Genomic DNA, 13574 nt, shown 5'->3' on the forward strand with positions numbered 1-13574 from the left:
TCGATCAATTTTAACATGCAAAATTTAAAAGTTCACCATCAGGGATTTAGACGGGAAATAGACCAGCGTTGTCTTAATTCTTGACTCTTAATTCTTGACTCTGCTAAAAACAAATGTTAGAGTTTACCGAATTTGAGCACACCGATCGTAAGACGCTTTTTGTAGAAGTGATTTTGCCGCTGTCTATCTCAAAAAATTACACTTACCGCGTACCTTTTGAAATGAACGATGCTATTGCCATTGGCAAAAGGGTAGTAGTGCAGTTTGGTAAAAGCAAGCTTTATACTGCGGTTGTTAAAGACATCAGCGAACTGGCGCCTGAAAAATACGAGGCCAAGTATATTATTGACATATTGGATAACCTGCCGGTGGTTACGCCCCACCAATTGCATTTTTGGCAATGGGTGGCCGATTATTATATGTGCAACGTAGGCGAGGTAATGAATGCTGCACTGCCCGCGGCCTTGAAACTGGCCAGCGAAACCAAAATAGAACTTAATAAGGAATTTGATATAGACCGGAGCGCCCTGCACGATAAGGAATTTTTAATTGTGGAGGCGCTGGATATTCAGCCCGAGTTAACCATAAGCGATATAGCTAAACTGTTAGGCCAAAAAACGGTTATGCCTATTTTGAAGCTGATGTTTGAGAAAAACCTCATTCACATCAGCGAAGAAGTGAGCGAACGTTATAAACCCCGCAAACGTACGTTTATTACCTTAAATCCGGTTTATAACAATCCCGATAACCTTCGCGAACTATTTCCGATACTGGAAAAACGCGCGCCTAAACAAGCTGATGCCTTGCTGGCATACATCAAACTATCGCGTACCCAAAAGGCTGTCACCAAAAATGAACTGATTGAGGAGAGTGGGGCCGGGGAATCGAGTATAAAATCGCTTATAGAAAAAGAAATCTTATTTGCGGTTGAAAAAAACGTAAGCCGGCTTCATTTTGAAGAAGATTTGGATGCTATTACCAATTTTGATTTGAGCAACCAGCAAACGGAAGTGCTGGAAAGCATTGGGCGGCAATTCCTTGAAAAAGATGTTACGTTGCTTCACGGAGTAACTTCGTCTGGTAAAACGCAGCTTTATATCAGGCTGATAGAGGAGATGATGCGCAACGACAGGCAGGTGCTTTACCTGTTGCCCGAGATTGCGCTTACCACCCACATCATAGAACGGTTGCGCATCTATTTTGGCGCCGACATTGGTGTGTACCACTCCCGTTTTAATGATAATGAGCGGGTAGAGGTTTGGCAAAAAGTACTCAACAACGATTATAAGGTGATATTGGGTGCCCGGTCATCCCTGTTTTTACCATTTAATGACCTTGGGTTGATTATTGTTGACGAAGAGCACGAAACATCGTACAAACAGTTTGATCCTGCTCCCCGTTACAACGCCCGTGATGCTGCCATATTTTTAGCCAACATGCATCATGGCAAAGTTTTGTTAGGTTCGGCTACGCCCTCATTTGAAAGTTATCATAATGCGAAAACCGGAAAATATGGTTTTGCAGAACTTACAGAGCGTTTTGGTGGGGTAGAGTTGCCCGATGTGGAAGTTGTGAGTATCGCTACGGAAACGAAGCAAAAGACAATTCAATCGCATTTTACCAGCGTGTTGATGGCCGGTATAACCGAAGCATTGGCTAATAAAGAGCAGGTTATCCTGTTTCAGAACCGGCGTGGCTATGCCCCGGTGCTCATGTGCAAAATTTGCGCCTTTACGCCCAAATGTATCAATTGCGATGTAAGCCTTACTTATCATAAAAGCAGCGGCAAGCTGCATTGCCATTACTGCGGTTATAAGGAAGATTCGCCATCTATTTGCCCGGCCTGCGGATCCACACACCTGGAATACAAGGGTTTTGGTACCGAGAAAATTGAGGACGAGTTAAGCCTGCTGTTGCCCGATGCACGTATTGCCCGTATGGACCTGGATACCACACGTGCGCGTAACTCGCTGCAAACCATATTGAACGACCTGGAGGAAAAAAAGATAGATATACTGGTAGGTACCCAAATGGTAGCCAAGGGGCTCGATTTTAGCGACGTTACCTTAATCGGGATCATTAATGCCGATAGTTTGCTCAAGTTTCCGGACTACCGCGCCAATGAGCGCAGTTTCCAGATGCTTGCCCAGGTAAGCGGCAGGGCAGGCCGCAGGGGCAAGCAGGGAAAGGTGGTGATACAAACTTATGATCCGTTCCATCGCGTTATTAAACAGGTAATTGCTAATGATTACAGCGATTTGTACTACACAGAAATGGCCGAGCGTAAAAGCTTCAAATACCCGCCGTTCTACCGTATTATTAATTTAGACATCAAGCATAAAAATCCCGAAATACTGTATAACCAGTCGGTTTACCTGGCCAATGAGTTGCGTAAGCACTTTGGTGAAAGAGTAATTGGCCCCGAGTCGCCGTTGATTAGCCGCATTCGTAATTTTTATATCAAATCCATCATGTTAAAGTTTGAGAAGGATGGGATTTCGATTGTAAAGGCAAAGGCGATACTAAAGGATGTGATTGTACAGTTTCAGACCACTAAGCTGAGTAAAGGGAGTATTGTACAGCCGGATGTGGATCCGTACTAAATAATATTTCCCTTTTGTCATTCTGAGCGGTAAAATCCGCGGATTCTGAAGGGAAGATAACACTCAAAAATAAAAGACTGTCATCCTGAGGTACGAAGGATCTATTCACGAACTTTTCTATCAGTCATGCACGACTGATAGATCCCTCGTACCTCAGGATGACAAACGGGAAATTTACTGGTTAACACATAAGTGTTTACGATTTGCTGTTCAATTCCCCTCCCAAAATCACCAAAATCCTGCTAACTTTACTGTGTAATGGCTCAAAAGTACATCGATAATTATCGCGAAAAAGGTGCCCGTAAGCGGCTGGTTGATTTGTTGGAAAAAAAAGGCATCCAGGACCAGGAAGTGTTAAAAGCAATTGGTACCGTACCCCGCCACTACTTTTTTGCTGAAACTTTCTGGAACCAGGCCTACAAAGATATCGCCTTCCCGATAGGCGAGGGGCAAACCATTTCGCAGCCGTACACAGTAGCCTATCAAACAGAGCTGCTCCACATCCGTAAGGGCGATAAGGTACTGGAAATTGGAACAGGATCGGGTTATCAAACCTGTGTTTTGTTAGAGATGGGCGCTACCGTTTACACCATTGAACGGCAGGAGAAACTCTACGAAAAAACAAAATATGTATTGCCCGAAAAAATGGGTTATAAAGCCAACTTTTTTTGTGGCGATGGCTCTATTGGTATAGCCCAGCACGCTCCATATGATAAAATTATTGTAACTGCCGGCGCGCCAACCGTCCCCGAAATTTTACTTAAACAATTAAAAATAGGCGGCATTTTGGTAATCCCTGTTGGCGATGAAGATACCCAAAAAATGGTAACCATCCTGAAAGTGGCTGAGCACGATTATGAAAAAATTGTGCTGGATACTTTTAGGTTTGTACCGCTGGTAGGGGATAAGGCCTGGTAAATAGATGTGCAGATTTCAGGTGTGCAAATGTGCAGATGAAAAAAGAATTAGATAATCGTTAAATTGATTGATATGATGATTCATTTCAAATCATCTGCACATCTGAAATTTGCATATCTGCACATCAAAATTTACCTTTTCATCACCCTGTCCATCTCAATTTTAGTATCCCGTTCTTTCATGGTTTCGCGCTTGTCAAAAGTCTTTTTACCTTGAGCTAAACCGATTTCCAGTTTGGCAAAACCGCGTTCGCTGATGAACAGCGCAAGAGGGATAATGGTTAATCCTTTTTCTTCGCCGCGGGTAAGCAGTTTTTTAAGCTCTTTTTTGTTGAGCAGCAGCACACGGTCGCGTTTTGCTTCGTGGTTGTAGAATGAGCCATACGAGTATTCGGATATGTGCAGATTACGCACATATAGCTGCCCGTTAATGAAGGTACAAAATGCATCATTAATATTGGCCTTGCCTTCGCGGATGGATTTAATTTCGGTACCCAGCAATTTTATGCCGGCCGTGTATTTATCCAGTACGTGGTATTCAAAGTAAGCTTTTTTGTTTTTGATGTATATTTTATCCTCGGCCATTGTATTCAGATGTAAAGCTTGCAAACTTACAAAAAAATAACCCGCTCTCTACCTTGCTTAAATAGCGAAAGCTTTTGCTGTATTTTATTAAATCCTATCCTGAAGGAGATGATTATTCGCAATTTTATTTTTTATAGGCGCTCATGAAAGCTCTGCTATTTAGGTGGGGCTACGCCTTTTGTGGCTTCACAATCAATACCGGCACATTAACCTTATGCCGTACCGAGTTTACGGTCGTTCCAAATATGAGGTCTTTTAAAGCTTTGTGCCCGTGCGAACCCATCACAATAAAATCTATCCCGTTTTTGTTTACTATCCCGGCAATTGCATCCGCGGGGTTACCAAAGCCAATTTCGCCTTCGGCCTTGTAGCCTAATTTTTTCATGGCCTGCACGTATTTATCCAGGTTGTCAAAATCGCTTTGGGTTTCGCTGTCCATTACCTGGCCGCCGTAATAACGGGCCCCGGCGGTTTCTACCACGTGTATAAGGGTATAGGTAGCGTGTTTGCCACCCTGCATAATGGCATGGCGCATACAATCATTGTCGTTTTTCGAAAAATCGATGGTGATGGCCAGGTGTTTATATATAACAGCGTCCAGCTCGTTAATGGAATTTGCAATACCATGCGGCACGTAGATAGGTTTATCGGTATGTTTATAAAGCATCGGTCTTAAAAATACATAAACCAGCAACAATGCTATCCCGATAACTATTGGTATAACAAAAATATAAATGTATAAATCAGCTTGTGGGTTGCCTTTCAGCCAATCGCCAATTTGGTCATAAACCAGTTTGGCATTTAGGCCAACTATAAGTATTGCGCTTGCCCAGGCTAATATTTTTACTTTAAGGCTGATGGCGAAATTTCCCATCCGCTTTTTATCGGATGTAAAATGGATTAACGGAATAACCGCGAAACCAAGCTGAAGGCTTAATACCACCTGGCTTAAAATAATCAGGCTGCCCAAAGCATCTTCTCCGAAGTATATGATGGTGAATACTGCCGGTACTATAGCTAATACCCGCGTAAGCAATCGCCGAAGCCATGGTTCAATACGCAGGTTAATATGGCCCTCCATAATGATTTGGCCGGCAAGGGTACCAGTAATGGTTGAACTTTGCCCCGATGCAATAAGGGCGATAGCAAACAATACGGGTGCTATACGGCCAAATATGTGTTCCAGCAGTTTGTAGGCATCCTGTATTTCGGCAACTTGAAAATAACCGTTTTTAAAAAAAGCGGTAGCCGCCAGGATCAATATGGCTGCGTTTACAAAAAAAGCAAGGTTTAGCGCGATAACGGTATCAAACAGGTTGAATTTTATGGCCGATTTAAAGCCCTCTTCGGTACGGGTAATTTTTCGGGTTTGTACCAGCGACGAGTGCAGGTAAAGGTTATGCGGCATTACCGTAGCACCTATAATGCCAATAGCGATGTATAACATCTGTTGGCTCACTGCATCATTTTTAAACAGGTTGCTGGGGATAAACCCCTTTGCAACATCCAGTACCTGCGGCCCCACAATAAACATCTCTACCAGGAACGAAACGCCGATGATGAAGATCATTGATATAATAAAACCTTCCAGCTTGCGCATGCCTTTGTTCATCAAATAAAGCATCAGCACAGTATCCGTTATAGTAAGCGATACACCCCAGATGAGTGGTAAATGAAATAAGAGCTTTAAGCCGATAGCCATACCGATGATCTCGGCCAGATCGCAGGCTATAATGGCAACCTGGGCCAATATATACAGGCAAAAATTTACAAAACGAGGGTAGGCATTCTTAGAGGCCTGTGCCAGGTCCAGCCCACGCACTATGCCCAGCCGGGCGGCCAGCGATTGTAGCAATAACGCAATGAGATTTGAAGCAAACAAAACCCAGATGAGTTTATAACCAAAGGCGCTGCCTCCGGCAATATCGGTTGCCCAGTTGCCGGGATCCATGTAGCCCACGCTAACCAGGTAGGCCGGGCCTAAAAAGGCCATAATTTTACGCCACCCGGTTAAACTCTCGGGGTTAACCGAACTGTGTACGTTACCTAAAGAATGATTATCATTTGTATTGTTTTTGCTCATAGGGCTATCAGTAAATTATTGGCAACCTCGCGGCTGATGTGTACTTCTTTATCTGTATCGAGCTTTAATGCCACCGAATGATCATATTCGATGATATCGGTAATGGTTATTTTTTTGCCAATGGTAAGCTGCTGCTTTTCCAGGTATTGTAAGAATGGCGATGTATGATCACGTACTCCCGAAATAACCCCGCAATCGTTAATTGTTAATGCCGAAACCGGCTTAAGCTCGGCCGATTTAAATTTGCCGTTACAATCTGGTATCGGGTCGCCATGCGGGTCGTGCTTTGGATGGCCCATAAATTCGTCGAGCCGGTCAATTAATTCTTCCGAAGAGATGTGTTCCATCTCTTCGGCCATATCATGTACCTGGTCCCATTTAAAGTTCAGCTTCTCAACCAAAAAATACTCCCACAGCCTATGCTTACGAATAATGCCAATGGCTATCCTCTCGCCTGCAGCCGTAAGACTTACGCCCTGGTAACGGGTATAGTTAATCAGGGCTTTATCTGCCAGCTTTTTCAGCATATCTGTTACCGATGAAGCCTTGGTATTTAATGATGCTGCAATTTGATTGGTGCTGGCCATTCCGGCGCCTGTTGCCAGGTGGTAAATGCATTTTAAATAGTTTTCCTCGGCTAACGTGTTCATTTATACAAATCTAATAAAAAATTTAGACTAATCTAAAATATGAAGAGTAGAGAAATATATTTTTGTTTTACTCGTTTTAATTAAAATTTAATTTCGTGAAATGCGGAATATATTATATTTGCAACACTATGGGCGCTGAATTAGATAAAATAGACTTACAGATACTAAAGATATTACAGGAAAATGGAAGGATAACCAACCTTCAATTGTCCAACGAAATTGGCCTTTCGCCGGCACCAACGCTTGAGCGTGTGCGTAAGCTGGAAAATGCCGAATACATTAAAAGTTATCATGCGCTGGTTGATGAAGAAAAACTGGGCCTGGGTATCAAAACTTTTATCCAGATTTCGTTGGATTTTCATCAAAAAAACACCATCCAAACTTTTTTAGATGAGATAAAAAACATCAAAGAAGTAACCGAGTGCCATCACGTAACCGGCCAGTGCGATTTTTTACTGAAGTGCTACGTGCGCGACATTAAATCATACGAGCAATTAATCATGGAAAAAATAAGCCGCATTACGGTTGTAAAAACTTTCCAAACTATGATGATCATGTCGACCAGTAAAAAGGAGCCGATAGTACCATTGGAATACTAATTAATTTGAGAATTTGAAGATTTGAGAATTTGAAAATTATTTAACGCCGACCATTTTCAAATCTTCAAATTCTCAAATCTTCAAATTACCTGATTTGCCAATCAATCTCTTTTTTTCCTTCTTTCCTCAATATTTCGTTGGTTTTTGAGAATGGCTTGCTGTCAAAAAAGCCCCTGTCGGCCGAGAAGGGCGAAGGATGGGCGCTTTTGATAATGAAGTGTTTTTTTTCGTCTATCAATACTGCTTTTGATTGGGCAAAGGCTCCCCAGAGTATAAATACGATACCTTGTTTTTTATCGGATATGGTTTTGATAACCTCGTCGGTAAATTCTTCCCAGCCCTGTTTTTGGTGCGAGCCTGGTGTGCTTGCCCTAACGGTTAACGTGGCGTTCAATAGCAATACGCCTTGCTTGGCCCATTCCTCCAGGTTTCCGTGTGTTGGGATGGTAAAGCCCGGGATATCGGTTTTTAATTCCTTGTAAATATTGGATAACGACCGCGGTATAGCAATTCCTTTTTGAACCGAAAATGATAGTCCGTGTGCCTGGTGTGCGCCATGGTAAGGATCCTGGCCCAGGATAACCACTTTAACATCATCAAAATGAGTGGTATTAAAGGCGTTAAAAATGTCGGCGTTTTTGGGGTAAACTATTTGTCCCGATTCTTTTTCCTTTAGCAGAAATTGTTTCAGTTTTACCATGTAAGGTTTGTCAAATTCGGATTGTAAAACTGCCTGCCATGATGGGTCTAATGAATTAGCCATAAATATTTTTATAGATGTTGATTTAGCGTACAAATAAACAGATATTTGCGCTTAATATATAGTAAAGCAAATTATGTCAAATATCGTTCGGTTAGTAGTAGCGTGTGTATTCTTTGGCGCAGCCGTTGCGCTTTGTGCTTTTAGCTTTTGGGGCTGGGGGATTTTAGTATTGTTATTTGGTGGCATTGTACTGTTAAGTTTCTTTTTTAACGAAAATATGATCCTGGCGCAATATTTTTTGCGCAAAGAGAATTCTGAAAAAGCTGAAACCTGGTTGTTGAAAATTACCGACTACGAAAAGCAATTGCATAAAAATCAGCATGGTTATTATAACTTGCTGATCGGTTTGATCGAATCGCGCAAGGCGCCGATGAAATCTGAAAAGTATTTTAAGAAATCATTGCAACTGGGCATGAAAATGTCGCACAATATTGCATTGGCTAAATTGAGCCTGGCAGGTATCTCCATGGCAAAACGCAACAAACGCGAAGCGCAGATGTATTTATCTGAAGCATCAAAAGACGATAAGAATAAATTACTTACCGAACAGATAAAAATGATGAAAGGCCAGTTGGCCCAAATGGATAAACAGGTAGTAAGAGGCGGATATCGCCAGTTTTAATCCGGATTATAAACAGATGCAATAAAATCAAAGGAAAAAAGATAAAAAATAAAAGAGACCCAAAACCGGGTCTCTTTTATTTTTCGTCAATAGCGCTAAAATAGTCGGCTGTGGCGGAGTGGTTTTGATAAGGGTGGATTATGCGGTCGCTATAAGAAAACTCGCTTTCGTCGCTTGGGTTGGCCACTTCAACCATCTTTAATAAACTCCTGATGAACGACAGGTTGAAATTGCTCCTGTTTAGCTTTATCAGGTATTCGTTTTCGGTGATCTCCAGAATTGAATTGGTCATGATGTTTGTATATTATGTTTATTACAATTATAGCCAATATTATTAAGTTTTAGATTTTATTTGCTTTAAGCTTTCATTAACAAATTGTTATGGTAACTGGCCGGCGAAATTTTATACGGCTGAGTTTAGGGGGTGATATATTTATAAAGACTTTTTATCTTTATATATAAATGACCAAATCGGAACTTATTGAGCGAATAACCGGCATTATAGGCAAACCCAAGGTGCTTGAACTAAGCCGTATATTAAAGGCGCAGCAATTTGCATTGCATGATTTGATTGATACTACCTTTCACCCCGATAAAGCTGTCGCCTTTAGGGCCGTGTGGATCCTGGAAAACGTTTTTTTAACCGCCCCGGAAAGTTATCTGCCCGATCTGGAATACATGATATCGCGCATTAAGGAAGTAAAACACCCAGGCTGCATGCGGCATTACGCCAAAATAATTATGCACATAACTGACGCAAAGGCACCGGAGTCGCTACAATTAAAGCTACAGGAAATCAACTTTGAACCGGTGGTTGAGCAACTGTTTGACTGGATGATAAACCCCAGGACAAAAGTTGCTGTAAAAATATTTGCAGCTTACGCTTTATTCAATTTAAAGGATTCATTCCCCTGGGTTAAAGAAGAACTTACCGCCCAAATGGAATTTTTAATGCGTAACGGCAGCGCAGCCATACAGGCAGGCGGGAAAAAAATATTGAAGAGCTTGTAGATGTGCAGATTTCAGATGTGCAAATTTCAGATTTCAGATGATTGAGCTGCGGATGTGCAGGTATGCCACAGATTCCAGATGATGAGCTTTAGGATGTACAAATATGCAGATGATTATCAAAAGGCTTCATTTGCACATTTGAAATCTGCACATCTGAAATCTGCACATCCGCATATCTAATTACGCATGCGGCCTGTCCTCTCCGTGCAAATTATGGCTCACCTGGCCGTGGCGTAGTTTAGCGTGTATGGCAGATGAACTATCATCGGCATAGGTACCATAGGCATTCACTAATACGCCTTTAAGGTTATATTTTGGTGATGACACCGCATATACTATTGACATATCATCGGGATTGCTGGCGCCTTCAAAACGGTAAAACTCGTCAATTATAAAATCGTCGGCACCCATGTGAATCGCCTGGGATTTATCATCTATTGTGTCGCCTTCGAGGCTAAGGTTAGCTGTATATCCGCGTTTGAAAAGATCATTGGTGGCATCAAGTAAGCTTTCGTAATTTTTCATGGTGGTGATGTTTTGTTTAAGTAATAGCAATTGACAATGCGTGTATTTGTGTAACCAATGAACTATTGATGTTGTTTTGATTTAATGAATAATAAGAGTCCTTTGAGCACTATACAAAACAAAATGTCTCATTACATTTAAGTAACAAGACATTTTGTTTATTTAAGGTACTCCATTTTTGAAGAGGTTTAGGTGAGGCTAATTACTGCGCCTTAGCCAGCCACAGCGAGGCGTTTAAATGCAAAGCAGGGTGCGAAGTATACCCCGATGGCGCATCGCCCGACCAGCCGTTAAATAAGCTGTCGTTAGTATCGCCTGTGCCGTCATCGGCAGGTGAGCTATCACCAATAAATACAATCCTGCCGCTGCCGTATGTTGCTAAAAGCGCCATTGCATTGGCAGTACCGCCATTAGTAGCACTGTTGCGCCAGAATAAGCCCTGTACGCTTGAATTATTTGCGGGGTACAAGGTAGCGGTTGAGCCGTTGTAGAAAGCCAGTTTTGAAGCCGTACCGGCCGCGCCGTTTAATACTATCTGCGCATTGGTATTGGTGCCTGTATAAACGTTGGTTGAAGGCCCTTCGCTGATATCAACATAATTGATATTGAAACCAAAAGGATTGTTGTTATTGATGCCGTTGTTGGTCATCAAATCGTTCCAGACACGGGGCGAATCGTAACCGTCGCCATCCCTGTCAGACGGGTTGTAGCCATTGGCATCGGTACCGGCAGTTGTAGCCGCGGTGTGGTCGGCTATCATAAATAAGCCGCCACCGTTGGCAACAAAGTTCATTAAAGCGGTTTTTTCTGCAGCAGTGAATAAACGGTTAGGCTCAACAACCACAAATACATCATAATTGCTCAAATCCTGCGCGTTTGCTGTACCATAGGTAATGGTCGATCCGCTTGGCAATGATTCTACCAACTCGCCGCGTTTCACCAGTTCAACAGCCCATGACGAAATAGCGCCTTTCCAATAGGTTTCCGCAGTACTTGATGTTATGCCTGTATAAGATGGGGTAGGGATACTTTGGGCTTTTGTTTCTACAGTGGTACCACCGGTGTAAATTGGTACACTTTCAGTGCCATCGGCATCAATTTGCCAATCGGCGCTGCCTGCATTTTCAAGATGGCTTGCATCAAACAGGAATTTTTTGCCTGTAAGTACAGTGCCGCCACCACCGGTGCCTCCATTATCGTTTATGGTAATGTCATCAATATCTATACGGTTTGTACCACCGCTTAGTTTGCGGATTTCTATACGCGCCGTGCCGGTTACACCGGTGATTGTAAAAGTTGATAAGGTTAAGGTTGAAGTACTGGTAATGGTTGATCCGGCCTGTGTATAGCTGCTGCCGCCGTTTACTGAGTAAAATAAGCCCCAGGTGCTGGCGCCATCACTGCCGTAAGTGCCGCTTTTAATGGTAACCGTGCTGATGCCTGTGGTAACATCAAACAACATGGTAATTTTACCTGTATTGCGGATGCGTGCTGCCCATGAGCCCGCCTTTAAATCGCCCGATAAGTTGCCAATTAAGGCATCATACAAATTCCATGAGTTGCCCGATAGTGTAACGTTGTCGCCGCTGCTTGAGCCTGTAGGCGATACATCATAAGCCGTTTTAGGACTGGTTGCTCCTACTTCGAAGCCCTGGGTAAGTGATACCGCCTGGATTTTAAGCTTTGTTACCGATGCTGTTTGGTTGTCAGCAGCATTTTGAACCGGCTGGTTTGCGTTTTTTTGACAGCCCGAAGCCAATGCTCCGGCCAAAGCTAAGGCAGCAAAAAGCAGCCTCGGATTTGTAAATTTTAGCATAGTGTGTTTTTTAGGTGATTAATGTATAAGTATATGTTTATTAACTGTGTGTCAAACTTGGTGATTATTATGTAATTAACTATTGCTAATATATTAACTTATTGTTAAATGTGGTTGATTAAGTTAGCGGTTGATTAAGTTGGATTGGGTTGATTGAGTGAATGGTTGATTAAGTTGGACGAGTGTCGTGTCAACGATAAATTGACGGATAGTCTTTAGCCCAAAGTCTTAAGTTCTAAGCAAAAAAAAGAAAAAATTCAACTTTAGACTTACGACTTAGTACTGTTGACTTAACACCAGGTTGTTTATCTTGAATTTCGCCAGATATTACAACCTGCCTGTTTTTAGTTGGCCCGACACGCATTTAAGTTATCATTTACTATATTTATCCATGTTTAACCACGAAATCTCAATCAGCATAAAAAATAAGGCCAGGCATGGTTTGCTGGCATTTACTTTGTTGTTGAGTTTTTTTGCAATTTCGGGTTATATAAACAATAACCGACCGACAACAGGGCAGGTAAATAGCGAGACTCCGGCTGTTAGAGATGTTGCAGGTCGGCGGGGCATAAGCTACAAAAGGGCTTCCCTGGCTTTTTGTAGCAGAACAGCGGTTCATTTAGCTGTAAAAGACAACCGGGCCGCCCGGATTTCTGTTCATAATAAACTCATTGCCGGTAGATATGTGCATTTAATGCATCTTTTTTTAAAGCATAAAAGCATTAGCAATTTTCAATTTATCCCGTTTTTATATCCCGTCGATCAGGAATATCCCGCTATCGCTTAGTGCCTTCCCGTTTATCCATTTAATGGAATAAGTAAAAATTTCTTACCCGCCTAACACGCCTCGGCGTTTGTTGAGCACATTGCTATATGCATGAAAAAGCTAAAAAAGCTCCTCAGGCTTGTTTGCCTGGGCCTGTTTTTATTATTGGCTGTAACCGGTATTTCAATTGCCGGTGCAGCCCCCGTACTTGCCAAAAACGAAGAACGTTTTAATGATAACGAAACCCTGATTGAAATGGTTGACGAGAAAAAGGAGGATGAGGAGAAGTAGTGAGTAGTGAGTAGTGAGTAGTGAGTTGTGAGTTGTGAGTTGTGAGTTGTGAGTAAAATAGTCATCAAGTTAATCAAAATCCTGAAATTTGATGAGTCTGTTTAGCAATTCTGGTTCAGATAAATTGGCGAACAAGGCAGGCAATTCTGAAAATTCTTGAATTCTGTAAATTCTGATTCAGACAAAATTGCGTTAGGGATTGGCGTGGATACCGGCCAACGAGCGTAATGCCTGCAGGCGTATGAACAAAAAGCCCGGGCCGCAAGCAACGCCAGGATTAGTATCAAGTGGTGAGTATCAAGTATCAAGATTTTTTAGTCGGTATCAGTTAGCGAATACCAAC

General features: G+C 42.3%; 14 protein-coding genes. 7 read left to right on the top strand and 7 right to left on the bottom strand.

Translation table 11 applies throughout. The features are described from left to right. Nucleotides 1-113 precede the first annotated feature (113 nt). Complete coding sequence (priA, locus tag ACFGVS_RS02365; RefSeq protein ID WP_439697284.1) at nt 114-2603, top strand: replication restart helicase PriA; 2490 nt, start codon at nt 114-116, stop codon at nt 2601-2603. A 258-nt stretch (nt 2604-2861) separates the two neighbouring features. Continuing rightward, the gene (locus tag ACFGVS_RS02370) at nt 2862-3521 is read left to right on the top strand and encodes a protein-L-isoaspartate(D-aspartate) O-methyltransferase (RefSeq protein ID WP_439697285.1); all 660 of its coding nucleotides are present in this window, start codon (nt 2862-2864) and stop codon (nt 3519-3521) included. Nucleotides 3522-3652: 131 nt separating this feature from the next. Here ACFGVS_RS02370 and smpB read toward each other — a convergent pair whose 3' ends face one another. The 3 genes from smpB to ACFGVS_RS02385 form a co-directional block, all read right to left on the bottom strand. Next, complete coding sequence (gene smpB, locus ACFGVS_RS02375) at nt 3653-4105, bottom strand: SsrA-binding protein SmpB (protein ID WP_147059360.1); 453 nt, start codon at nt 4103-4105, stop codon at nt 3653-3655. Between the two features lie 169 nt (nt 4106-4274). Then, on the bottom strand, nt 4275-6188 hold the full coding sequence (locus ACFGVS_RS02380; protein WP_274213794.1) for an Nramp family divalent metal transporter: 1914 nt from the start codon (nt 6186-6188) through the stop codon (nt 4275-4277). Continuing rightward, complete coding sequence (locus ACFGVS_RS02385; protein ID WP_090649913.1) at nt 6185-6838, bottom strand: metal-dependent transcriptional regulator; 654 nt, start codon at nt 6836-6838, stop codon at nt 6185-6187. The genes ACFGVS_RS02380 and ACFGVS_RS02385 overlap by 4 nt, the downstream gene beginning before the upstream one ends. Before the next feature lie 128 nt (nt 6839-6966). On the opposite strand from ACFGVS_RS02385, the gene ACFGVS_RS02390 reads away from it, so the two are divergent. Continuing rightward, nucleotides 6967-7437, top strand: coding sequence for an Lrp/AsnC family transcriptional regulator (locus ACFGVS_RS02390; protein ID WP_090649916.1), 471 nt, complete (start codon nt 6967-6969; stop codon nt 7435-7437). Between the two features lie 85 nt (nt 7438-7522). On the opposite strand, the gene ung is transcribed toward ACFGVS_RS02390, so the two are convergent. After that, entirely contained in the window at nt 7523-8200 is a 678-nt protein-coding gene (ung, locus tag ACFGVS_RS02395) for a uracil-DNA glycosylase (RefSeq protein WP_439697286.1), read from the bottom strand. Nucleotides 8201-8273: 73 nt separating this feature from the next. On the opposite strand from ung, the gene ACFGVS_RS02400 reads away from it, so the two are divergent. Continuing rightward, entirely contained in the window at nt 8274-8822 is a 549-nt protein-coding gene (locus ACFGVS_RS02400) for a hypothetical protein (RefSeq protein WP_090649920.1), read from the top strand. A gap of 76 nt (nt 8823-8898) precedes the next feature. On the opposite strand, the gene ACFGVS_RS02405 is transcribed toward ACFGVS_RS02400, so the two are convergent. After that, the gene (locus ACFGVS_RS02405; RefSeq protein ID WP_090649923.1) at nt 8899-9114 is read right to left on the bottom strand and encodes a hypothetical protein; all 216 of its coding nucleotides are present in this window, start codon (nt 9112-9114) and stop codon (nt 8899-8901) included. A 170-nt stretch (nt 9115-9284) separates the two neighbouring features. Here ACFGVS_RS02405 and ACFGVS_RS02410 point away from each other — a divergent pair, with 170 nt between their 5' ends. Continuing rightward, nucleotides 9285-9833, top strand: coding sequence for a hypothetical protein (locus tag ACFGVS_RS02410; protein ID WP_439697287.1), 549 nt, complete (start codon nt 9285-9287; stop codon nt 9831-9833). A 180-nt stretch (nt 9834-10013) separates the two neighbouring features. On the opposite strand, the gene ACFGVS_RS02415 is transcribed toward ACFGVS_RS02410, so the two are convergent. Together ACFGVS_RS02415 and ACFGVS_RS02420 are read right to left on the bottom strand one after the other, a co-directional pair. Beyond that, complete coding sequence (locus tag ACFGVS_RS02415) at nt 10014-10358, bottom strand: phosphoribosylpyrophosphate synthetase (RefSeq protein ID WP_274213788.1); 345 nt, start codon at nt 10356-10358, stop codon at nt 10014-10016. 202 nt (nt 10359-10560) lie between these two features. Next, a complete protein-coding gene (locus ACFGVS_RS02420) occupies nt 10561-12174 on the bottom strand; it encodes a hypothetical protein (RefSeq protein WP_439697288.1) in 1614 nt (537 codons plus the stop codon). A gap of 391 nt (nt 12175-12565) precedes the next feature. On the opposite strand from ACFGVS_RS02420, the gene ACFGVS_RS02425 reads away from it, so the two are divergent. Both ACFGVS_RS02425 and ACFGVS_RS02430 read left to right on the top strand, forming a co-directional pair. Next, nucleotides 12566-12961, top strand: coding sequence for a hypothetical protein (locus ACFGVS_RS02425; RefSeq protein ID WP_439697289.1), 396 nt, complete (start codon nt 12566-12568; stop codon nt 12959-12961). 90 nt (nt 12962-13051) lie between these two features. Then, nucleotides 13052-13231, top strand: a complete 180-nt coding sequence (locus ACFGVS_RS02430; protein WP_439697290.1) for a hypothetical protein — start codon at nt 13052-13054, stop codon at nt 13229-13231. The last annotated feature ends 343 nt before the right edge of the window (nt 13232-13574 follow it).

Source organism: Mucilaginibacter sediminis (genome assembly GCF_051903035.1).
Lineage (GTDB): Bacteria > Bacteroidota > Bacteroidia > Sphingobacteriales > Sphingobacteriaceae > Mucilaginibacter.

Coding starts and splice junctions, on each gene's coding strand:
- priA (WP_439697284.1), top strand. CDS start 114: ATGTTAGAGTTTACCGAATTTGAGCACACCGATCGTAAGACGCTTTTT.
- ACFGVS_RS02370 (WP_439697285.1), top strand. CDS start 2,862: ATGGCTCAAAAGTACATCGATAATTATCGCGAAAAAGGTGCCCGTAAG.
- smpB (WP_147059360.1), bottom strand. CDS start 4,105: ATGGCCGAGGATAAAATATACATCAAAAACAAAAAAGCTTACTTTGAA.
- ACFGVS_RS02380 (WP_274213794.1), bottom strand. CDS start 6,188: ATGAGCAAAAACAATACAAATGATAATCATTCTTTAGGTAACGTACAC.
- ACFGVS_RS02385 (WP_090649913.1), bottom strand. CDS start 6,838: ATGAACACGTTAGCCGAGGAAAACTATTTAAAATGCATTTACCACCTG.
- ACFGVS_RS02390 (WP_090649916.1), top strand. CDS start 6,967: ATGGGCGCTGAATTAGATAAAATAGACTTACAGATACTAAAGATATTA.
- ung (WP_439697286.1), bottom strand. CDS start 8,200: ATGGCTAATTCATTAGACCCATCATGGCAGGCAGTTTTACAATCCGAA.
- ACFGVS_RS02400 (WP_090649920.1), top strand. CDS start 8,274: ATGTCAAATATCGTTCGGTTAGTAGTAGCGTGTGTATTCTTTGGCGCA.
- ACFGVS_RS02405 (WP_090649923.1), bottom strand. CDS start 9,114: ATGACCAATTCAATTCTGGAGATCACCGAAAACGAATACCTGATAAAG.
- ACFGVS_RS02410 (WP_439697287.1), top strand. CDS start 9,285: ATGACCAAATCGGAACTTATTGAGCGAATAACCGGCATTATAGGCAAA.
- ACFGVS_RS02415 (WP_274213788.1), bottom strand. CDS start 10,358: ATGAAAAATTACGAAAGCTTACTTGATGCCACCAATGATCTTTTCAAA.
- ACFGVS_RS02420 (WP_439697288.1), bottom strand. CDS start 12,174: ATGCTAAAATTTACAAATCCGAGGCTGCTTTTTGCTGCCTTAGCTTTG.
- ACFGVS_RS02425 (WP_439697289.1), top strand. CDS start 12,566: ATGTTTAACCACGAAATCTCAATCAGCATAAAAAATAAGGCCAGGCAT.
- ACFGVS_RS02430 (WP_439697290.1), top strand. CDS start 13,052: ATGAAAAAGCTAAAAAAGCTCCTCAGGCTTGTTTGCCTGGGCCTGTTT.